At 36.8% G+C, this 22078-nt stretch carries 19 protein-coding genes; 8 read left to right on the plus strand and 11 right to left on the minus strand.

Annotated elements, in window-relative coordinates; translation table 11 throughout:
* Nucleotides 1-30: 30 nt before the first annotated feature.
* Both ACFSQJ_RS05270 and ACFSQJ_RS05275 read right to left on the minus strand, forming a co-directional pair.
* Nucleotides 31-921, minus strand: a complete 891-nt coding sequence (locus tag ACFSQJ_RS05270) for a leucine-rich repeat domain-containing protein (RefSeq protein ID WP_377765905.1) — start codon at nucleotides 919-921, stop codon at nucleotides 31-33.
* 142 nt (nucleotides 922-1063) lie between these two features.
* On the minus strand, nucleotides 1064-2980 hold the full coding sequence (locus ACFSQJ_RS05275) for an ABC-F family ATP-binding cassette domain-containing protein (protein WP_377765906.1): 1917 nt from the start codon (nucleotides 2978-2980) through the stop codon (nucleotides 1064-1066).
* 97 nt (nucleotides 2981-3077) lie between these two features.
* On the opposite strand from ACFSQJ_RS05275, the gene ACFSQJ_RS05280 reads away from it, so the two are divergent.
* Nucleotides 3078-3458 (plus strand): DUF983 domain-containing protein, encoded by a 381-nt coding sequence (locus ACFSQJ_RS05280; protein ID WP_377765907.1) that lies wholly within the window; start codon nucleotides 3078-3080, stop codon nucleotides 3456-3458.
* Here ACFSQJ_RS05280 and ACFSQJ_RS05285 read toward each other — a convergent pair.
* From ACFSQJ_RS05285 to ACFSQJ_RS05325, 9 genes are all read right to left on the minus strand, one after another.
* A complete protein-coding gene (locus tag ACFSQJ_RS05285; RefSeq protein WP_377765908.1) occupies nucleotides 3455-4510 on the minus strand; it encodes an NAD(P)/FAD-dependent oxidoreductase in 1056 nt (351 codons plus the stop codon). The two genes, ACFSQJ_RS05280 and ACFSQJ_RS05285, sit on opposite strands and share 4 nt — an antisense overlap.
* A 119-nt stretch (nucleotides 4511-4629) precedes the next feature.
* The gene (gene porN, locus ACFSQJ_RS05290; RefSeq protein WP_377766244.1) at nucleotides 4630-5532 is read right to left on the minus strand and encodes a type IX secretion system ring subunit PorN/GldN; all 903 of its coding nucleotides are present in this window, start codon (nucleotides 5530-5532) and stop codon (nucleotides 4630-4632) included.
* 20 nt (nucleotides 5533-5552) lie between these two features.
* Nucleotides 5553-7112, minus strand: coding sequence for a type IX secretion system motor protein PorM/GldM (porM, locus tag ACFSQJ_RS05295; protein ID WP_377765909.1), 1560 nt, complete (start codon nucleotides 7110-7112; stop codon nucleotides 5553-5555).
* A gap of 56 nt (nucleotides 7113-7168) precedes the next feature.
* Entirely contained in the window at nucleotides 7169-7819 is a 651-nt protein-coding gene (porL, locus tag ACFSQJ_RS05300) for a type IX secretion system motor protein PorL/GldL (RefSeq protein WP_377765910.1), read from the minus strand.
* 76 nt (nucleotides 7820-7895) lie between these two features.
* Complete coding sequence (gene porK, locus ACFSQJ_RS05305; protein ID WP_377765911.1) at nucleotides 7896-9275, minus strand: T9SS ring complex lipoprotein PorK/GldK; 1380 nt, start codon at nucleotides 9273-9275, stop codon at nucleotides 7896-7898.
* 120 nt (nucleotides 9276-9395) lie between these two features.
* The gene (locus ACFSQJ_RS05310; RefSeq protein ID WP_377765912.1) at nucleotides 9396-10553 is read right to left on the minus strand and encodes a formimidoylglutamase; all 1158 of its coding nucleotides are present in this window, start codon (nucleotides 10551-10553) and stop codon (nucleotides 9396-9398) included.
* A 24-nt stretch (nucleotides 10554-10577) separates the two neighbouring features.
* Complete coding sequence (gene topA, locus ACFSQJ_RS05315) at nucleotides 10578-13067, minus strand: type I DNA topoisomerase (RefSeq protein WP_377765913.1); 2490 nt, start codon at nucleotides 13065-13067, stop codon at nucleotides 10578-10580.
* Between the two features lie 119 nt (nucleotides 13068-13186).
* Nucleotides 13187-14473 (minus strand): LVIVD repeat-containing protein, encoded by a 1287-nt coding sequence (locus ACFSQJ_RS05320; protein WP_377765914.1) that lies wholly within the window; start codon nucleotides 14471-14473, stop codon nucleotides 13187-13189.
* A gap of 80 nt (nucleotides 14474-14553) precedes the next feature.
* On the minus strand, nucleotides 14554-15255 hold the full coding sequence (locus ACFSQJ_RS05325) for a class I SAM-dependent methyltransferase (RefSeq protein ID WP_377765915.1): 702 nt from the start codon (nucleotides 15253-15255) through the stop codon (nucleotides 14554-14556).
* A gap of 132 nt (nucleotides 15256-15387) precedes the next feature.
* On the opposite strand from ACFSQJ_RS05325, the gene miaB reads away from it, so the two are divergent.
* The 7 genes from miaB to groL all read left to right on the plus strand — a co-directional run bounded on the left by miaB (nucleotide 15388) and on the right by groL (nucleotide 22060).
* Nucleotides 15388-16833, plus strand: a complete 1446-nt coding sequence (gene miaB, locus ACFSQJ_RS05330) for a tRNA (N6-isopentenyl adenosine(37)-C2)-methylthiotransferase MiaB (protein ID WP_377766245.1) — start codon at nucleotides 15388-15390, stop codon at nucleotides 16831-16833.
* A gap of 1 nt (nucleotide 16834) precedes the next feature.
* Nucleotides 16835-18106: a sigma-54 interaction domain-containing protein gene (locus ACFSQJ_RS05335; RefSeq protein ID WP_377765916.1), complete on the plus strand. Its 1272-nt coding sequence runs from the start codon at nucleotides 16835-16837 to the stop codon at nucleotides 18104-18106.
* A 21-nt stretch (nucleotides 18107-18127) separates the two neighbouring features.
* On the plus strand, nucleotides 18128-18646 hold the full coding sequence (gene lptE, locus ACFSQJ_RS05340; RefSeq protein WP_377765917.1) for an LPS assembly lipoprotein LptE: 519 nt from the start codon (nucleotides 18128-18130) through the stop codon (nucleotides 18644-18646).
* Nucleotides 18647-18653: 7 nt separating this feature from the next.
* Nucleotides 18654-19526: a hypothetical protein gene (locus ACFSQJ_RS05345; RefSeq protein WP_377765918.1), complete on the plus strand. Its 873-nt coding sequence runs from the start codon at nucleotides 18654-18656 to the stop codon at nucleotides 19524-19526.
* A gap of 1 nt (nucleotide 19527) precedes the next feature.
* Nucleotides 19528-19896, plus strand: a complete 369-nt coding sequence (secG, locus tag ACFSQJ_RS05350; protein ID WP_377765919.1) for a preprotein translocase subunit SecG — start codon at nucleotides 19528-19530, stop codon at nucleotides 19894-19896.
* A 147-nt stretch (nucleotides 19897-20043) separates the two neighbouring features.
* Complete coding sequence (locus tag ACFSQJ_RS05355) at nucleotides 20044-20322, plus strand: co-chaperone GroES (protein ID WP_377765920.1); 279 nt, start codon at nucleotides 20044-20046, stop codon at nucleotides 20320-20322.
* A gap of 103 nt (nucleotides 20323-20425) precedes the next feature.
* Nucleotides 20426-22060, plus strand: coding sequence for a chaperonin GroEL (gene groL / locus ACFSQJ_RS05360; protein WP_377765921.1), 1635 nt, complete (start codon nucleotides 20426-20428; stop codon nucleotides 22058-22060).
* The last annotated feature ends 18 nt before the right edge of the window (nucleotides 22061-22078 follow it).

A 22078-nucleotide genomic window follows, 5' to 3' on the forward strand; every position in this document is an offset into this window, starting at 1 on the left:
CCCAAACCAAACAAACTAAAGTATAACTAACTACTCATTATCGTCTACATCCTCAAACTTTGTATCTGCCAAACGAGCGTTGATTATGGCATTTTCGTTAAATCTTGAATTGTATTTTTCCTCATCTGTATCAAAAACCAAAAATGATTTTGATTTCATTTTTTGTATTCCCCTGAAAGATTTAATATTATTATTCTGAATCTGTAATACTTTTAGGCTTGCCAATTGGTCTAGCTCTTCTGGTATTTCACCAGCAAGCTGGTTATTTGCCAAAACTAATTCTTCAAGATTTTGAAGATTACCCATTTCTTTAGGGATTTCGCCTTCTAAGGCATTTTCAAAAAGACCTAAAGTTTTAAGGTTTTTAAGATTACCTAAACTACTTGGTATTAATCCTTTTAAATTGTTACTTGACAAATTAAGAACTTTTAGATTCGAAATATTGCCAAAACTGTCCGGTATATCTCCAGTTAAAAAATTATTAAACATTGAAAATTCTTCCAAGTTTTGCAGACTGCCTATGCCTTCTGGCAAGCTACCTTTAATTCTATTCATTTCTAGCTTAAGTACTTTTAAGCGTTTTAATTCTACAATGTCTTTTGGCAAAACTCCCGTTATACTATTAAAAGCGAGATTAAGATTTTCCAACTTTTTAAGTTTACCTATACTTTCTGGTAAATAGCCGTTTAAATTATTATGGAATAAATTGATACTTACAACATGATTTTCCTTGATTTCAATACCTCTCCACGTTGAGACTGGTTCATTAAGGTTCCATCCCGTATTCCATCTTTCGCCCTGCGTGCTATTATATAAGTCTAACAGTGCCGCTTTTTCTGTTGAGGGTATTTCCTCGATGGAGGCGAAAATGAATGTACTCATAAAGAAAAAAGAAAAGCTTAAAAAGGTAAATTTTTTCATATGGCCTTATTTACAATGATAGGAATTTACCTACAAATTAAATCTACTTGTGGTTTACAGCCAAATAAATGCAGTGAATAATTGAAATATTGTTGTGAAAGTGCTAAAAAGTGTGGTGAACTGATTGTTTACTTGTAGGAATTTACCTATATTTTGAATCTATTTCTAAAGATATCCGCTCCCATTCCTTCATTAACTTCTCTAAATCTTCTTTCTTACCATGATAGCCATCAAAGAAGTTAGGAATCTTGACAGTTTCATCGTAATTGATCAAAAGTTGGTGGTCTAACTCGGCGATAGCCTTTTCCAATTCACTTATCTTACTTTCAACACTACTAAGTTTATTCTTTAAGGATTTTAATTTTTTTTGAACCTTGTAATCGTTTTGCTGATTAGGCTTATTATTTGCTTCTTTTGATTTTTTCTCGCCTTTTTCAATCTTTCTAAAATCTTCTGCTTTACGTTGTTCAAGGTAAAAATCAATATCGCCCAAATACTCTTTTATACTTCCGTTCTTAAATTCATAGACCCTATCGGTGAGCCCTTGTAGAAAATCACGATCATGAGAAACCAATATCAAAGTACCTTCAAAACTTTGTAAAGCTTGCTTTAATACATTTTTTGACTTAATATCTAAATGATTGGTGGGTTCATCCATCACCAAAACATTAAATGGTTGCAATAGCATTTTTGCCAAGGCCAATCTATTTCTTTCGCCACCAGATAGCACACGAACATATTTTTCGACCTCATCACCTTGAAAAAGAAATGAACCTAGAATATCACGAACCTTACTGCGGTTCTTTTCATTGGCCGCATCGATCATGGTATCTAAAATAGTTTTGCTACCATCTAAATATTCTGCTTGGTTTTGGGCAAAATACCCTATTTGCACATTGTGCCCCAACTTTAAATGTCCATGGTAATCTAACTCACCGACAACTATTTTGGCCAGTGTAGTTTTGCCTTGTCCATTTTGCCCTACGAATGCTGTTTTGCTACCTCGCTCGACCATCAGCTGGATATTCTTTAAAACTTCTTTGGGTCCGTAACTTTTAGAAAGCTGCTCAATTTCGGCGACCACTTTACCCGGAGTTACGGAAATAGGAAAACGAACGTTCATTACGCTGTTATCGTCAGCATCAACTTCTATTCTATCGATCTTGTCCAATTTCTTGATCAGAGATTGTGCCATAGATGCCTTACTGGCTTTAGCCCTAAACTTTTCAATAAGCTTTTCCGTTTGCTGAATCTGCTTTTCTTGGTTCTTTTGGGCATTTAGCTGTTGCTCCTTTATTTCCGAACGTTGGATGAGGTATTGGGAGTATGGTTTATTGTAATCATATATCCTACCCAAAGAAATTTCAATGGTTCTATTGGTAACGTTGTCCAAAAACATTTTATCGTGGGACACAATCACAACTGCACCAGAATAGTTTCTTAAAAACTGTTCTAACCAAATAATAGATTCTATGTCTAAATGGTTTGTTGGCTCGTCTAATAAGAGTACATCATTACTTTGTAGTAATAGCTTTGCCAATTCGATACGCATGCGCCAACCACCCGAAAAAGTATCCGTAGCTTTATCAAAATCATCTCTTAAAAATCCTAGTCCTTGTAATACCTTTTCAGTCTCTCCCTGGTAGTTGTATCCTCCTAAAATCTCGTAATGATGCGTGATATCATTTAAATCTATCATTAGTTGATTGTAGCCTTCGCTCTCATAATCGGTTCGTTCGGCTAGTTGGGTGTTGATGTCTTCAAGTTTGGTTTCTAGCTTTTTTATTTCATCAAAGGCTTGATAAGCTTCGTCTAAAACCGTTCTGCCCTCTTCAAAATCTATATCCTGCTTTAAAAAACCAATTTTCACTTCTTTATCAGAGGCAATAGTTCCCGAATCGGCTACCATCTCCTTACTTAGCAATTTCAGCAAAGTAGACTTGCCAGCACCGTTTTTTCCTATCAATCCAACCCTATCTCCGGCATTCAATCGAAAAGCGATTTCTTCAAATAAATATTCTCCACCAAAAGCGACGGAAAGGTTATGGATATTAAGCATAAGTGCTATACAGTTTCATTATTATTAAATCAACTTTAAGTATTGGTCAAGCATCGTAAAACTGCTTGAATACCTATTTTTGTTTAAAGTTTTGCAAATGTTAAAAAAAGGAAACAAACTCTACAGCATTTTAACAGGAAGTTGCCCAAAGTGCCACAGTGAAAGTATGTATGTAAACAGGAATCCTTTTATTGTTTCACAACTATTTAAAATGCACGAAAGGTGCTCACATTGTCAAACAAAATATAAAATAGAACCTTCTTTCTTTTATGGCGCCATGTATGTCAGCTACGGTGTCGGACTAATATTTGCCGGAATAGCTTTTGCAATAGCTTTTTTGATTATAGGAACGTCTTTAAAAAACACTTACATAACCATTGTGATCACTTCGGTTTTTTTGTTACCTGTGATAATACGGCTCTCTAGAAATATTTGGATAAATATTTTTATGAAGTACGATAAAGACTTGGTGAATTAACCAAAATAATGCTTAGCGGTAAATCTGTAAATATCCATTTCGATGTTAAGCTTATCGCCAAGTTCTATAAATTGAAATAATTGTTTTGAAGCATAAGGGGCGATCATGACCCCGCGTGAACCAAAACCGTTCAAAATATAAAGATTATTGAACTTTGGGTGCCTACCAACCAATGGTCTTCTATCGGCTACCGTAGGTCTGACCCCAGCCACATGTTCTACTACTTTAAAATCACATTTTAAAAAAGTTTTCAGTTTTTCTATGAGTTCTTCCCTAGATTCTTGTGTGGGTAAGTTTGTTTTATCTTTCCATTTGTAGGTGGCACCTATACGATAAAGGTCATCACCTAATGGTATTATAAAAACCGAAGACTTGATTACATTAGACTCTTTTAATTTAGGGGCTTTGATGGTAAGGAGCTCGCCTTTTGTACCATTTAGGGGTAAATAATTAAAGAAAGGATTCTTTTTAAGTCCATAACCCTCTGAAAAAACAACTTGCGTGGCTTTCATATCCTTATAAATAATTTCATTCTTCAGGATTTCTAGAGCATCAAAATCACAAGTTTCTTCAACTAGCAACCCTTTATCATTAAGGTAACTAGTGTATCGTTCTAAAAGGGTTTTGGTCTTAATTCTACCTGTATATCTAACCTGTCCGTATCCGAATGGGGAATCAAGGTTTGTATTTGCGTTGGAAATTATGTTTTGGTCTAAAAAATAATTTAGACCAGGCTTATCAGAAGCTTCAAACCAACTATTTTGCTCTTCTGCCGAGGCAAAACGTCTTAATACCGGAATTTTATAATCTAATTTTACCTTTAGCTTTTTTTCTAGTTCTTCGTAAAAAGGAAGCGCCAAATCCAGTTGTTCTTTGGCGTTCCAGGCCAAAGTAAATCGTTTTAGAATTACTGGGTTATACAACCCCCCTGCAACCATAGAAGCCTGTTGTGAATTATCGGAAACTACTTTAAACGATTTACCCTTACGCTCTAACTGTTCACAAAAAGAAATACCGGCAAGGCCCAAACCAACCACTAAATAATCTAGCATTCGGCTAAATTAGTCCATTTAAGAAAAAGAACATTGGTAGATTTATTATCAAATAAAAAACGCCGCACAAATGTGCGGCGCTTATATCTATTGAATTGGAATATTCTATTTATCTAGGCCTAATAAGCCCACATGTCTTGCTCTTTATCTCTGATAGTTTCTTTGATACGCTTGGCCTCTAATAATTGAAACAAAGCATTATCAAAAACGTAATCATCAATTTTACGGTCACCATGAACATTATCTTCTTTATAGATAACAGCGTTAAATCGGCGCGCATTCAACAACATATCAAAAGTGATCGGTTGTGCAGAATTACGCTGATTAAAGACCTTCGCCTCATGTAAAATCTCTCTTACGCTTGGGTACCACACCCAAAACAGCTCAACTTTATTGGCATTTTGGTCTGTAGATTCGTCATCGATAAAGTTAACATCTGGTGCAACAGGAGCAATACCTAATAAACGGTACTTAAGCTCACCTTGGCGCTTATCAAAATACCAGATACCCTTAATTCTGTACTCTTCAATATCAGCGGCTCCTAAATCTCTTCGGTTTATAAATTCCTGAGAAATCTGCTCGCCAGCATTTATTTGTTCGTACCCTAAGTCTGTGGTATCTATTTTCTGCAAGGTTGCAGTTAGGTCACCAAAATTTCGCTTTTCAGTAAAATATGAATCCGTATACACATCGGTCAATTTTCCATTTTTGATATTCTTCATCAAAACGTGGTACAAAGACCTTCTGTCTGCACCGATACCAATGGTATCGGTTGGATAGTATAACGGAAAGTTTACACGCTCATCTAAATCGATGGTCTCCCACACAGTTTTTGACCAAAGAATATCTCTATCGTCAACATAACCATATGCTAGAGGTGCATCATTATCCGCAGCCATTTGGGCCTCGGTTTTCTTACCTACTTCTTGAGGCTTTTTGGCATTTAAAATATTAGCCTGTGCCGCGAGAGTTATAGGTAGGAAGCTGAACGCTCCGATTACTAAAACATTTTTCCAATTCATCATTACTATACTTTACTTTATTAGTTTGTAAGCTCAACTACAACAGGAGATACTTTCTTCAACTTATAACTCTTGTTATTTGAAATGTAAGCTTGAATGTCAAATATCTGTACTGCGTCTCCTCTTCTTGCTCTCTTAAGGGCAGATTTAGCAGCACCATTTAATTTATTACCATTTACAACTACTGTCGGTTGACCAGGAACTTTAAATTTAAATCCGCTAATACCGAGATTTAAATCAAAATCAAAGTCTTCTAACATTGCCGATACTGTAGAAATCTCAAGGTTTCTTCTAGGCATTTTTACACTACCTGCTTCACCTCTAATAGCACCAGAAGGTCTTGGTATATCTTTAATACGGAATTCAGATGTTGTAGAGATGCCTTGTCCATCAGGTAAAGTACCAGAAGCAGTAATCTTAACAGTTCTACCTTTACCAGGATTCATAATATACTTGCTACCACTAACCGCTCTTAATCCAGGAGCTCTAGCAGACACTTTATTGTTAGGTATACCTGGAATAGAGATACTCATAGGGTTAGCTACACCACGATAAACTACATTCATCTTATCAGCAGCGATCAAAGCAGAATTAGGCTTAGAAATTGTTGCAAAAGAATTTTTAACTTCTACAGGAATTTCTTCTCCATCTTGCATAAAGAACATAGTACCCTTGATTTCGTGGTCGCCTGGGTTACCAGCACCAATCAACATTTGAATACCACCAGCTTCTAATCTATAATCTTTGTCTTCAGTCAATTTTCTACCATCTAAAGTCAATTCAGCTCTTACGGGAGTAGAAGTTGCATCAGTTTTGCTAATGATAATTTTACCATCGTACTTATCTCCATTATAGAAAGCAGATTTTGATGCTGCCAACGAAGTTGCAAAATTCTTTAAAGAAACCTGATTGCTCAAGTTACCCTCTAACATTGCTTTTAACGCATCTTCTTCAGTAGCTTTGATATCAGACTGCAAAGCAGTTAACTTAGTCAAAGAAGCAATCAATGGAAAACCTTCATAGTGATAGTTGATCCAATCTTGCTTTGTACCGTCACGCTTTTCAACTTTACCATTTGCATCACCTGTGTTAAAACGACTTTTAACAGTGGCTTGCAATCTTTCTGGTACTAAAGCAGATACTTCTTTACTATATGTTTCAATTCTGTTCAAGAATTCTTTACCGTCTTTGCTCAAGTTATCACCTTGAAAGAATTTTTGATCCAAATAATCAGACTTGTCCATCACTTGGTAGTCTGTAGGGTCTTCAATTCCTTCGGTCATTTCTTTTTTAAGACCTTCTAAATAATCATAATACTCTTGGGACATTTTCTGCACTTTCTGTGCATTCTCATAGTCCTTGGCATATTTAGCAGCGTTTTCTTCTGCTTTCGTTTCTAAACTTCCAAGAAAAGCTAAATTGTCTTCTGAAGTTTTTGCATTAGCTTGTTCCATTTTTACATTCATAAGACCGAATGCCGCTAATACCTCTTTACTCATGTTCAACGCCAACATACAAATGAAAACCAAGTACATTAGGTTTACCATTTTCTGACGTGGTGACTGTTTTCCTCCTGCCATCTTTTTCTAATTAGATTTAATTAATAATTGGGTTTGGATTTGAATTAAATCTCTAATTAGTTCTTAGACATTGCAGATAACATACCACCATAAACACCGTTCAATGAAGAAAGGTTAGATGATAAAGATGCCATTTGTTCTTTAAGCGCACTTGCATTCTGAACTACTTCTTCATTAACAGAAGCTTGCTTGCTCGCACTTTCTAACTGTACTTTATAAAGACTGTTCAAAGATTCCATTTGAGCGGCAGCATGCACCATCTCTTCAGAATACTTACGTGTAGATTCCATTGCATCTGTTGTTGGGGCAATACCTTTGGCAGCACCTTCAAAATTTCTAATGCTTTCCCCTAGACTTTCCATTAGGTTAGCATCTACACCAGCTTCTTTTAATAAGTTATCCAGCTTAGCAGATAAAGAAGCCTCTGCTTCTTTCATTTGAGCTTTTTCATTCTTTTTACCCGTAGAAGTAGCACCTGCCAATTCTGGGTATACTAAAGACCAATCGTATTCGTCATCAATTGGTTCGAATGCACTAATGGCAAAAATTAATGCTTCTGTAATAAGACCTACCGCTAGTAATAAACCTCCGTTAAGAAATCCAAATTCCCAGTGTAGAATTTTAAACAATGCTCCGATAATTACAATCGATGCTCCAAGCCCGTAGGCCATGTTAAACAGCTTTTTTGTTGATTTTGACTGTGCCATAATTTTAATTTTAAATTAAGTGTATATAAATAAGTATTTGGTTACTAGGTTTATATAATGTTCTCTCTTAATTGTTTTATAATCCGTTATTTCCTTTTGTTGAATCTTCTTCACCCATATAATCTTGTACGGTTCTGAAGCCGATGTAACTTCTTGCTGAGTCTTGATATTCATAGTCTCTTGTACTTACTTGCAAGAAATAAGCAACATCTTTCCATGAACCTCCTCTGATAACTTTTCTTTTGTTTTGACCAGAACCTGCATTTGGGTTCATAGTTGAAACATATTCATATGCTCCCGGGTCATAACTTGAGTTTGTCCACTCCGATACATTACCAGCCATATTATAAAGGTTATAATCATTTGGCTCGTATGATTTTGCTTCTACTGTATATAAAGCAGCATCGGCAGCATAATCTCCACGTTGTGGTTTAAAGTTTGCCATGAAGCAACCTGTATCACTTATAACGTAAGGACCACCCCAAGGATATGTTCCACCTTCTATTCCGCCTCTAGCGGCGTACTCCCATTCGGCTTCCGTTGGCAATCTGAACTGATTTACAAATTGCTTACCACGACTTTTTTGATCATCGTTTTTGAACTTTGTTCTCCAATTACAGAAAGCTTTTGCTTGTTGCCAGCTCACCCCTACAACAGGATATTCGCTGTATGCATCGTGCCAGAAGTAATCGTTGTGCATAGGTTCGTTGTACGAGTATGAAAAATCTCTAATCCACACTGTTGTATCAGGATAAATACCTAATTCTTCTTGACGGATAAAGTCTTTTCTGCTACCAGCTTTTGCTCTGGCCGCAGCTTCGATATCCATCCAATTGTACTTGTACTTTAATTTGGTAACATCAACGCTACGCTGACCATTATAGGTCTCTTCATCAGGTAAATAAATAGAATCTACCATGATTTCTGTGTAATATTCATCTGGATAATCTTCTCTATCCCAGATAAGGTCTACTTCTTTATTTAAGGCTCTACCTTCATAACCGGTATCTCCAAGACCAGCATAGTTATCTAACATATATTTATCATACGCGGACATTTTCGTGGTATCGGCATCTTTAAATGCATACTCACCTATACCTTCATCTTCTGGGCCTATACCTAACTGATCAGCAAGAATTGCCAATTTCGTTCTAGTAATGGAATCTTTTACCCATTCTACAAACTGACGATATTCACTGTTTGTTATTTCTGTATCATCCATATAAAATGAACGAACAGTTACAGTTCGTGTCGGAGCATTTTGAACTTTGGCTTGATCCTCTTCCGCTTTTCCCATTATAAATGAGCCACGAGGGATAAGTTCCATTCCATACGGTTTCTCAGGATACCATTTCTTACCCTGGACGCCTACCAATTCACCTTTTGATCTTGATTTTGAACCACAACTGGTCAATAAAAAAACAAGTGCTATAGATGACAACAATAGCTTTCTCATACTTTAGGTTAAATTTTTCGATTTAAGATTACAAACTGTAAACACAAATTCACTATTCACTAAAACTATTTTTTGAATAAATTATTGTGTAAATACAATTTATACTTAAAAATAATTTGTTTAGTTAAAGCCCTTTTTATAGGCCTTGAACCACCTTTCAGGAATGTTTTGGTTGCAAGCATCCAAATAGTCCTGCTCGGCGCAAGGTAATAACGCAGGTGAATTCGTTTTAGTATGTTCAGGTAAAATAGAAGGCACTTCTACCCACCATCTTTGGGTAAGATGGCTCTTGAAGAAAACGAGCTCATCTGAATCTGTTGGTACTGTAAACTTTGTAAAATCGTCACTGTTAGAGCTTGGTACTTCTCTTATACGATAACTTAAGCCCTCAATAAAGTACCAGATAATTTGGGCCACTAATTGAAATGATAAATTAGAATTTTCTATTTCATAAATACCAAAGAGTGATACATTATCGCTTATACCGGCATATCGTGCTATGGCACAAATCTCTCGCCCCGTAAATCCGTTAGGCGAAAACCCTGTTGATAAGCCCATTTCACTTGCTCGAATAGCACGGGCGTCTAGACTTACCAAATGTGCGTTACGCAATACCGGTTCTGCCAATTGAATATTGGAAGCGATATCTCCCAAACGGTAAGCATCAAAAAATAAGCGCTCCATTAAATCTATCTCTTCTTGGGCATTAAAATAACTTTGATAGCCTACATTAGAAAAATTATAAAGGTTATTGGGTTTATCCGTAATTATTTTGCTCATATAAGAATGTGAAGAAATCAGTTCATCATCCTCACCAAAATCAAAACGGCTATCTATTGCAACCATATTGATCATATCTTTAATGCCATCGAAAGCTCGGTACGTCGGAAAAGTAATATCTTGAGTAGCACCTATTACAATAGGTATGATGTTTTCTTCTAAGAGACCTGCAACAATTTCTTTAACAACAAAATAAGTATCCTCGACCTTATTACCTTCTTCAACATCACCAATATCGATAATTGTTGAATTCCAGTTACCTGTCATTAATCTATAAAGCTGAATGCGGATGGCATCTACATCGAGTTTTTCGGTTTTCTTTTCAAAAGCATTTCTTGACTCTAATACACCAAAAATTGCAACCGTAGCGTTCGCAAAAACGGGCAATCCTTTTTTCTCTGTATGCTTGTAAATACTTTTTCCTAAGGCTTGCGGGGGTAAAAATTCGGAAAACGCCAAGACCTTATCTTTGACGGGAACCAAAAAATCAAATGCCATAATAAATTGCTTGGGGTGTTATACTTACTTTTTTGCTTTGGTCTTCGCTTTTGCTCTTGTTTTTTTCTTCGGGGCTTTCTTTTCAATTAATGCCTTAGCTTCTTCTAAAGAAATTTTAGTCGCATCCACATCTTTCGAAAGTTCTACTTTTACCTTTCCTTTTAAAATGTTATGCCTTCCCCATCTAGCCTTTTCAATTCGAATACCTTCTTCGGGCCATTCTTGAATTAGCTTTTCTATCTCTTTTTGTTTTTTGGCTTCAATTAATTCAACAATATCATCCTTTGTCAAATTATCGTAATCGTACTTCTTGTTTACATTTATAAATAACCCGTTCCATTTAATAAAAGGACCAAATCTTCCTACCCCTTTGGTAACTTCCTCATCTTCATAATGAGCAATAGGGGCATCAGCAAGTTGTTTTGCCTTTATCAACTCAATCGCCCTATCCATATCTACCTCAAATGCGCTTTCCCCTTTTTCAAGGGAAATAAATTTCTTGCCAAATTTTACATAAGGACCATAACGACCAACATTGGCCTCAACCTCTTCACCTTCATAAACGCCTAGCTTTCTTGGAAGTTCAAAAAGTGTAAGGGCTTCATCGAACGTAATTGTGGTTATCGATTGGTCGGGCAATAAGCTGGCAAACCTTTTTTCTTCATCTTCTGCATCACCAATTTGCGCCATAGGCCCAAAACGACCTAAGCGAACTAGCAATGGTTTACCTGTCTTTGGATCTTCGCCTAAAATACGTTCTCCACTTGCTCGTTCTGCGTTCTCTTCAACATCCAATACGGTTGGATGAAAGTCTTTGTAGAAGGACTTCATTACTTTCTGCCAGTCTTCATCACCAGTGGCAATTTCATCAAAATCTTCTTCAACCTTTGCTGTAAAATTATAATCTAGAATATTGGTGAAATGACTTACCAGAAAGTCATTTACAATCATTCCGATATCTGTTGGCACCATTTTACCCTTATCGGAACCTATTGTTTCGGTAAGGTTCTTTTCATTGACCGTACCTTCTTCTAAAATTAACTGAGTGTATTTGCGCTCAACACCTTCTATCGTTCCTTTTTCAACATAACCACGATTTAATATCGTAGAAATCGTTGGCGCATATGTAGAAGGACGACCAATACCTAGCTCTTCAAGTTTTTTCACAAGAGATGCTTCCGTATATCGATAAGGTGGTCTTGTAAAGCGCTCTGTAGCAGAAATATATTCATTCAATAAGGTTTCATTAACCTTCATTGCAGGTAACATACCTTCTTGTTCTTCAGCATCTTCATCATCACTTCCTTCTAGATAAACTTTTAAGAATCCATCAAACTTCACCACTTCGCCATTGGCAGTAAACTCTTCTTGATGTTTATTTGCACTTATTCTAACATTAGTTCGCTCTAACTGCGCATCGCTCATTTGAGATGCTAAAGTCCGTTTCCAAATTAATTCATATAATTTGGACTGATCACGCTCCAAAGACGGAGACTGCAATTTCATATCGGTTGGGCGTATGGCCTCATGTGCTTCTTGAGCACCTTTAGATTTACCTGTATAATTTCTTACTTCACTATATTCTTTACCATAATTCGAAGTAATGGCTTCCTTGGCAGCATCCAATGCCTCTTTTGAAAGGTTCACACTATCGGTACGCATGTAGGTAATCAAACCTGCCTCGTACAAACGTTGCGCCACTTGCATGGTACGGCCAACGGAAAAGTATAACTTTCGAGAGGCCTCTTGTTGCAATGTGGATGTGGTGAACGGAGCTGCAGGAGATTTTTTAGCAGGCTTCTTATCTAATTTAGCCACCGAAAAATCAGCTCCAATATTTTCTTGAAGAAAAGCTTCGGCTTTTTCCTTTGATGAAAAGGCCTTGCTCAGTTTTGCTTCAAAAACTTTTCCGCTTTCTGTTTTAAAAGCTGCCTTTATTCGATAAGAAGCTTCGGGAGTAAAGCCTTCAATCTCTCTTTCGCGTTCAACTATCAAACGCACCGCGACTGATTGCACCCTTCCTGCAGAGAGTCCCGGCTTGATTTTTTTCCATAATACCGGAGATAATTGATAACCTACCAATCGATCTAAAACCCTTCGTGCTTGTTGGGCATTGACCAAGTTGTAATTAATCTCTCTTGGATTTTCAATTGCTTTTTGTATTGCAGATTTGGTAATAGAATTAAAAACAATTCTTCTGGTCTTACTTTTCTCCAGACCAAGTTCTTCTGCCAAATGCCATGATATCGCTTCTCCCTCTCGGTCTTCATCACTTGCGAGCCATATGGTGTCAGCTTTTTTGGCCAAGTCTTTCAACTTTTTGACCAAAGCCTTTTTATCCTTGTCGACTATATATTTAGGTTCGAAATTATTGTCTACATCTACTCCTAATTCTTTAGATGGTAAATCGGCAATATGGCCAAAACTGGATTCTACCTGAAAGTCTTTTCCTAAAAATTTTTCGATGGTTTTTGCCTTTGCAGGGGACTCAACAATAACTAAGTTCTTTGGCATTCAATAGGTTTTGAGGTAACAAAAGTATATCAATTTTTTGATTTCAGATTTTTATTAAAATTTCTGCGCAAAAAAATATCCCGTTAAAAACGGGATATTTACTTTAATCAGTCGTAATTCTAATTGAGTTGTAATTGACTTATGAGCTGAATATCATTGTCTAAATACCTATATTGATAGAGCACACCGTCACCTATCATAAGCAACTGTTCTTGCATAGGAATAACGTCATAAGTGACAATATCCTTAAAATGGTTTAACTGAGGTAGATCAGGCACATTGGATTTATCGTATACCTTTAGCCCAGAAGACCCATCACATATAAACAACTTATCATTTTTAGTACCTAGCCCATAAGGCTCATCCATAGGATATATGACTTTAAGTTCAGGGTTTTCAATATTAGATATGTCAATGACATAAAGTCCGCTTTCAGTAGCACCGCAGAAATTACCCCCACGAAGGGTCACATATGCATAATTACCATCTACCACTACTGGATCGCACGCGGTACCATGTTCAAAATCTGAAACAAATGTTGGAGTAGCTGGATTTGAAATGTCGTATATATACATTCCCCTATTTCCTCCTAAAAACAATAAATCACCTTGATTGAAAATGGTTTCAATTCCTCCACTTGTATAAACTTCATCCAATACCTCTGGAGCATCAAGGTCTGAAATATCAAAAACATTGATGCTTGACCATTCTACCGCATACAAATAATCGCCTACAATTCTAAAACGTGCCAAAGAACCCCCTTGCCCAGAATCTGAACTTGGTGAAGCGTCCGAATTACTTAAAGCGCTGTCTTCGGCAAAAGTATAGCCATATTTTTCATTGAATTCCTTTTCGGACATGATTACTTTTTTGGTCTCCCACCCTACAATGGCTTCGCGGTTTGCATCTAAATCACTGTAATCATAGGCATCGGCCGTAGGCCAGTCAACATCAAAGCCAACAGTACACCAAAATTGTTGGTAAATAGCATTTTCTAGACGTTTTATATTTCCAATATTATTCATGTCAGAAATATCCATTACAACCAAATCGCCATAACTATCACCATATAAACGGTCATTTTTTATCGAAATATCTTGATTACCTTCTAGTTTTATGAATCGAATTTTTTGTGGTGCCTCTGGATTGGTATTATCCAACACATGGACCCCTCTACCTATATCATTCACAAAAATGTAGTTTTTGTACGCATATATTTTACCAGACTGCACAATATCAATTGGGTCCGTAACCTCAACGGCCTCTTCTTTAAAAGTGATTAAATCGGTAGTCAAAGGAGTGGCGATTATATATTCGCTGTAGCCTGGGAGCAAATCATCAGAATCATTGCAAGCAACAAAACTGAGTAGAAAGAATAAAACGATAAATACTGGATTCTTTTTCATACTTGTTTAATTTTTGGATAGTAATTTTAAATTAATGATGAAAAAGATTAAACAAAGTTGCGTTGCGAACACATAAAATTTTAAAACTCGTACAAGGTGCTCACAATAACCCCCTTGTTATAATATTTCCTGACGAGCTCTGTATTCTTTTTTGCTTTTAGGTTAAATGGGGGCTTATGAAGAACAACCCCGCTACCCCTTGAAAGACGAATACTTGCACCTGTACTTTTATCCATATTGGCAGTAAACTCTTTTTTAGGTAGGTGTTCTGTAACAACTGCGTATTTAAATTTTTGAAGTTTTGGCAATACCTTTTCGATGTCATCATTTGATAAGTGCTGTAATACCTGCCTAATCAAAACACAATCGCCTTCAGGAAGCTTATCCTTAATAATATCAACACAATCAAAAGTTAGTTTTTCATTTTTGTACAAATTTCTATTTCGAACTATAAGCTCATCTACCACATCAACAGCTTTATACGCACTAGTAAAGTTCACAAGCTGTGAGCCTACGTTAAAATCTCCACAGCCAATATCACAAACAACAAACTTATTTTGATGAGAATCGAAAAAACGGCGTATTGCCTTAACATATGGTTTCACTACTTTTCTTGAATGTGAGCCGAAACCTGAATAAAAATCATGCTTTTTACCTCCCCATTTTTTGTTCAAATAAATATCGCGCATTATTTTACCTGCACTAGTCTCTTTGAATTCTGTTTGATCTTTTTGTTTTGGGGTATTTCGCTTCTTACGAAAAAAGGCTTTTAAGACATTCATTCTTTAATTAAAATCTTGGTTGGTTATATTTTATAAAGGTATACTTAAAATTTAACTGTCATATTGTCATCAATATGCATTATGCATTATCTTTGCAGACGCAAATGATGTATGATGAATCCTAACGAAGGAATAGAGAAAAAGATTGATGAAAGTGTACAGGGAGCAACCCTAACGCTGGAAATCAACGAAAAAAATACACGTAAACTCTATATAGAAAGTTACGGGTGTCAGATGAATTTTTCTGATAGTGAAATCGTAGCTTCCATTTTGGCCAAAGAAGGTTTTAATACTACTCAAGAACTTAGTGAGGCCGATTTAGTTTTAGTAAACACCTGTTCTATTCGAGAAAAAGCCGAGCTAACCGTTCGCAAGCGTTTAGAAAAGTTTAATGCGGTCAAAAAAATAAACCCAAATATGAAAGTTGGGGTTTTGGGCTGCATGGCCGAGCGTTTAAAAGATAAGTTTCTGGAGGAAGAAAAAATTGTGGATATGGTGGTTGGCCCCGATGCTTATAAAGACTTGCCCAACCTTATCCAAGAAATTGATGAAGGAAAAAACGCTGTTAATGTTATTCTTTCTAAGGATGAAACGTATGGCGATGTTGCTCCTGTCAGATTAAATTCCAATGGGGTAACCGCATTTGTATCTATAACCAGAGGTTGCGACAACATGTGCACGTTTTGTGTAGTTCCGTTTACCAGAGGAAGGGAGCGTAGTAGAGACCCTCAGTCCATTTTGGAAGAGGTAAACGATTTATGGGACAAAGGATTTAAAGAGATTACACTACTCGGTCAAAATGTAGATAGCTATTTATGGTATGGTGGAGGATTAAAGAAAGACTACGATAAGGCCTCTGAAATTCAAAAAGCAAGCGCTGTTGATTTTGCCAAACTTTTAGAACTTACAGCATTGGCCCAACCTAAAATACGTATTCGTTTTTCCACTTCCAATCCGCAAGATATGACGCTCGATGTAATACGTGTCATGGCGAAGTTTGAAAATATTTGCAACTATGTTCATCTACCGGTGCAAAGTGGAAGCAATCGTATTCTAAAAGCGATGAACCGCTTGCATACCAGAGAAGAATATTTTGAGCTTATAGATAATATTCGCGAGCTAATACCAGATTGCGCTATTAGCCAAGATATGATTACAGGCTTTCCTACAGAGACCGAAGAAGACCATAAAGACACCTTATCTTTAATGGAGTATGTAAAATACGATTACGGGTTTATGTTCGCATATTCAGAAAGGCCTGGAACCTTGGCCGCAAGAAAATTAGAAGATGATGTTCCGTTAGAAACCAAGAAAAGAAGATTGGCAGAAGTTATCGAAGTACAGCGAAAATCTTCTTTATACCGAACGCAACAACATGTAGGTAAGGTACAAGAAGTTTTAATTGAAGGACCCTCTAAAAAGTCAGACGCGCATTGGATGGGTAGAAATTCGCAAAATACGGTTGTGGTTTTTCCAAAAGAAAATTACAAGATTGGGGAGTTTGTAAACGTAAAAAGTTACGATTGCACCTCCGCTACTTTAATAGGCGAGGCAGTCGGTTATTCAAAGAACAATTAGTATGGAAGGTATACAATCCATTAAACAGCGTTTTGAAATCATTGGCAATGATGTAAAACTGAATCGGGCTATCGAAAAATCGATTCAAGTGGCGCCAACGGATATTTCAGTCTTGGTGACCGGTGAAAGTGGGGTTGGTAAAGAGGCCATTCCGAAAATCATACACTCGCTTTCACATCGAAAGCATGCAAAATATATAGCGGTTAACTGCGGTGCTATTCCTGAAGGAACTATAGACAGTGAACTTTTCGGACATGAAAAAGGCGCCTTTACCGGGGCAACGCAAACACGTAGCGGCTACTTTGAAGTAGCTGACGGAGGTACCATTTTTCTAGATGAAGTAGGCGAATTACCATTAACTACGCAGGTTCGTTTACTACGTGTTTTAGAAAATGGGGAATTTCTTAAAGTCGGTTCTTCACAAGTACAAAAAACCGATGTTCGTATTGTTGCAGCCACAAACGTCAATATGTTCGAGGCTATCAAAAAAGAAAAGTTTAGGGAAGACCTTTATTATAGGCTTAGCACTGTTGAAATTAATATTCCTCCTCTACGCGAGCGTCAAGACGATATTCATTTATTGTTTAGAAAATTTGCCTCTGACTTTGGGCAGAAGTATAAAATGCCCACTATCCGCTTAGAAGACAATGCTATTAATCTGCTTCTAAAGTACAGATGGCCGGGCAACATTAGACAGTTGCGTAATATTGCAGAGCAGGTATCCGTTCTCGAAGAAAAGAGAGTGGTTACGGCCAATACCCTGCATGGCTATTTGCCAAATTCGAATGCGAGCAACTTGCCAGCGGTTGTCGGGTCTCAAAAAAAGGAGAGCGATTTTAGCAACGAAAGGGAAATCTTATATAAGGTGCTCTTTGATATGAAAGGCGATTTGACCGACCTTAAAAAATTGACCTTAGAACTTTTAAAGAACAATGATTCTGAAAAAGTACAAGAAGAGAATGAAACCCTTATTCGCAAAATTTATGGCAGTAAAGATGATGAAATACGAGATGAGGAAGACACGCTGACCGAAGTATTACATTTGCCAGAACCTATTATTGAAAATGGACTTCAAAATACTCCTGTTCAAGAAGACCGTTATCATTTTGCAGAGGAAATTCAGGAAGAAGAAACCCTATCTTTACAAGAAAAGGAAATTGAACTCATTAAAAAATCTTTGGAGCGTAATAGAGGAAAAAGAAAGGCCGCAGCTGCAGAGCTTGGTATTTCGGAACGAACCTTGTACCGAAAAATAAAGCAATATGATTTGTAGCCAAATCGAGAATACAGAAAAATGAAAAGAAATATTTTAAGCTTATTGGCGATTATCGCAACAGTGCTTTTTAACGGTTGTGGGTTTTATAATTTTTCTGGTGCTAGCACCGGTACCGCAGAGAGTTTTCAGGTAAGCTTTTTTCAGAATTTTGCTGACCAAAGCCCAGGTTCTACTATAGAACCAGGACTGGACCGAGATTTTACCAATGCTTTGCAAGATGTTATTACCACTTTGACCAGTCTTAACTTAACCAATAACAATGGCGACCTTTTATATGAAGGAGAAATTGTTGAATATCGTGTCTCGCCAATGACGGCAACAGCGAATCAAACCGCAGCTCAGAACAGACTTACCATGACCGTAAATGTTCGTTTTTACAACAAAACCAAAGAAGACTCCGATTTTGAACAACGTTTTTCATTTTTTTATGATTTCCCCGGCACTTCGTTATTAGAATCCGTAAAAAGTGAGGCCCACGAAGAGCTTTTTGAACGAATCACACAAGATATTTTTAATAAGTCCTTAGCGGATTGGTAATTATACTATGAACGTTTCAGATTTTATACATATTCTTCAAAAATCAGACACTATTCTTTCTCCAAAGCAAACAAGGGAGTTAGAAGATATTTTAGAAGAATATCCTTATTTTCAAGCCGCACGGGCATTACATTTAAAAGGACTTAAAAATCTGGACAGTTACAAATACAACAACGCTTTAAAAATTACTGCTGCACACACGGCAGATAGAGAAGTACTTTTTGACTACATTACTTCGAAGGAATTTACCCAGAACGGTATCGCCGATAGTATTTTAGGAAGAACCCAAAAGCTCGAAGAAAAAGAAACCATATCCGAAGAGATCATTCCTAATCCGGAGACCGAAGTTTTTCTAGGAGAATCAGAAGAAAAAAGTCCTTTACCACAAAATATCAAAGATGCAGAGCAAATATTAGACCCTGCACTATTCGAGTCTAAAAAAGAAGAACCTGTTGACAATCAAAAAATTGAGGAGGCAGAAGAAAGTTTACAATTGGGTAAACCCCTCCCTTTTACTAAAACTGAAAAGCATTCTTTTGGTGAATGGTTGCAGATTGCGTCTCCAAAACCGATTCAACGGGAAGAAAATACACTTGAAAAAAAGAAAAAATTCGAGCTTTTAGACAAGTTTATAGAGAGTAAACCTAAGATAATTCCAACAGCGGCATTAGAAACCAAGGTCGATATAGAAGAATCGATAAAAATCGATAAAAACCAGTTGATGACAGAGACTTTGGCAAAGGTTTATTTAGAACAGAAAAAGTATAAAAAAGCCATTCAGGCCTTCAAGATTTTGAGTTTGAAATATCCGGAAAAAAGTGGTTTCTTTGCAGACCAAATTCGGAGAGTCAAGAATTTGCAGAAAAATAAAGATCGATAGTATGAGTACGTTTAGCATATTTTTAATTCTAATTATCGCCGTTTGTTTACTTCTAGTATTGGTGATTATGGTGCAGAACCCAAAAGGTGGTGGATTGTCATCTTCCTTCGGAGGTGGTGGAACACAAATAGCTGGTGGTGTAAAAAAGACAGGGGACTTTTTGGATAGAAGTACTTGGACTTTATCAGCGTTATTAATTGTTCTTATTCTTTTATCTAATGTGGCATTAAAAGGAAATTATACTCAGGCAGATTCAAAGCTGTTACAAGGTGATGATATTGAAGCTACGGTGCCAGAAACAGTACCGGAAGAAGTTCCAGAGGCAGTTCCAACATCAAGTGGAACAAATCCTTCGGATACCCTTCAATAAAGTTCAGCTATAGAGAAATAAAAAAATGCCAGCTTAGTGACAAGCTGGCATTTTTATTTTAACATATTGTCAGTTTTTATGCGTTGGCATAATTTCTGTCAATTACAAAGCATTCAACATAAAATTAATACCTAAAAATTTAATAAAATGGCTAAAGTTAACATTAAACCATTGGCAGATAGAGTTCTAATAGAACCTATGCAAGCTGAAACCAAAACTGCATCTGGCATTATCATACCAGATACGGCAAAAGAGAAACCGCAAAAAGGTAAAGTTGTTGCCGTAGGCCCAGGAACCAAAGATGAAAGCATCACCGTAAAAATTGGTGATTCCGTACTTTATGGAAAGTATGCCGGTACCGAATTAAAATTAGAAGGAAAAGATTACTTAATGATGCGTGAAAGCGACATTTTAGCAATCGTATAATTATTCTTTGTCATTCCCACAAAGTGGGAATCAAAAAAACTAACAGAAAGTATAATCATATAGATTCTCGACTTCACGGGAATAAAAAAAACAAAATTTAAAAATGGCAAAAGATATTAAGTTTGATATAGATGCACGTGACGGCCTTAAAAGAGGTGTCGATGCATTGGCAAATGCTGTAAAAGTAACATTAGGGCCAAAAGGTAGAAACGTAATTATAAGTAAATCTTTTGGTGCTCCACAAGTAACCAAAGATGGTGTTACCGTTGCAAAAGAAATAGAATTAGAGAACGCCCTTGAAAATATGGGTGCACAAATGGTGAAAGAAGTTGCTTCTAAAACCAATGATTTAGCAGGTGATGGTACGACCACCGCTACTGTTCTAGCTCAAGCAATCGTAAAAGAGGGATTAAAAAACGTTGCTGCCGGCGCAAACCCAATGGACCTTAAAAGAGGTATCGACAAAGCTGTAGAAGCAATTGTTACAGATTTGGCAAAACAATCTAAAAAAGTTGGTGACTCGTCTGATAAAATCAAGCAAGTCGCTTCGATTTCGGCCAATAACGATGATACTATTGGTGATTTGATTGCGCAAGCCTTTGGAAAAGTTGGAAAAGAAGGTGTTATTACCGTTGAAGAAGCCAAAGGTACAGATACATATGTTGATGTTGTTGAAGGTATGCAGTTCGACAGAGGTTACTTGTCTCCGTATTTCGTAACTGACTCTGAAAAAATGATTGCTGATTTAGACAATCCGTATATTCTTCTTTTTGACAAGAAGATATCTTCAATGAAAGATTTGCTTCCAATCTTAGAGCCGGTTGCGCAGTCAGGAAAACCACTTTTAATTATTGCTGAAGATGTTGATGGAGAAGCGTTGGCAACATTAGTAGTTAACAAGTTAAGAGGTTCTTTAAAAATTGCTGCTGTTAAAGCACCTGGTTTTGGAGACAGAAGAAAAGCAATGTTAGAAGATATTGCCATCTTAACCAACGGTACCGTAATTTCTGAAGAAAGAGGTTTCTCTTTAGAGACTGCAACCATCGATATGCTGGGTACTACAGAAAGAGTTACCATTGACAAAGACAATACTACTATTGTAAACGGTGCTGGTGCTGCTAAAAACATTAAAACAAGGGTAAACCAGATTAAATCTCAAATAGAGAGTACTACTTCTGATTATGATAAAGAGAAGCTACAAGAGCGTTTGGCCAAATTGGCCGGTGGTGTAGCCGTACTTTATGTTGGTGCCGCCTCTGAGGTTGAAATGAAAGAGAAAAAAGATAGAGTTGACGATGCACTACATGCTACAAGAGCAGCTGTAGAAGAAGGTATTGTTGCTGGTGGTGGTGTCGCTTTGGTTAGAGCTAAATCTGTTCTTGCAAAGGTTGCTACTGAAAACGAAGATGAAGCTACTGGTTTGCAAATCGTAGCTCGAGCAATTGAAGCTCCTCTACGAACTATCGTTTCTAATGCAGGTGGTGAAGGCTCTGTAGTAATCGCTAAAATCCTTGAAGGAAAAGGAGATTATGGTTACGATGCAAAATCTGACAAGTATGTTGAAATGATGAAGGCAGGAATCATTGATCCTAAGAAAGTAACAAGAGTAGCCTTAGAGAATGCTGCCTCTGTTTCAGGTATGATTCTAACTACAGAATGTGCTTTGACAGATATTAAAGAAGATGCTCCTGCTATGCCTCCAATGGGTGGCGGTGGCGGTATGCCAGGCATGATGTAATAATAAGAATTCAATACA

It is taken from the genome of Croceitalea marina (assembly GCF_042684265.1).
Lineage (GTDB): Bacteria > Bacteroidota > Bacteroidia > Flavobacteriales > Flavobacteriaceae > Croceitalea > Croceitalea marina.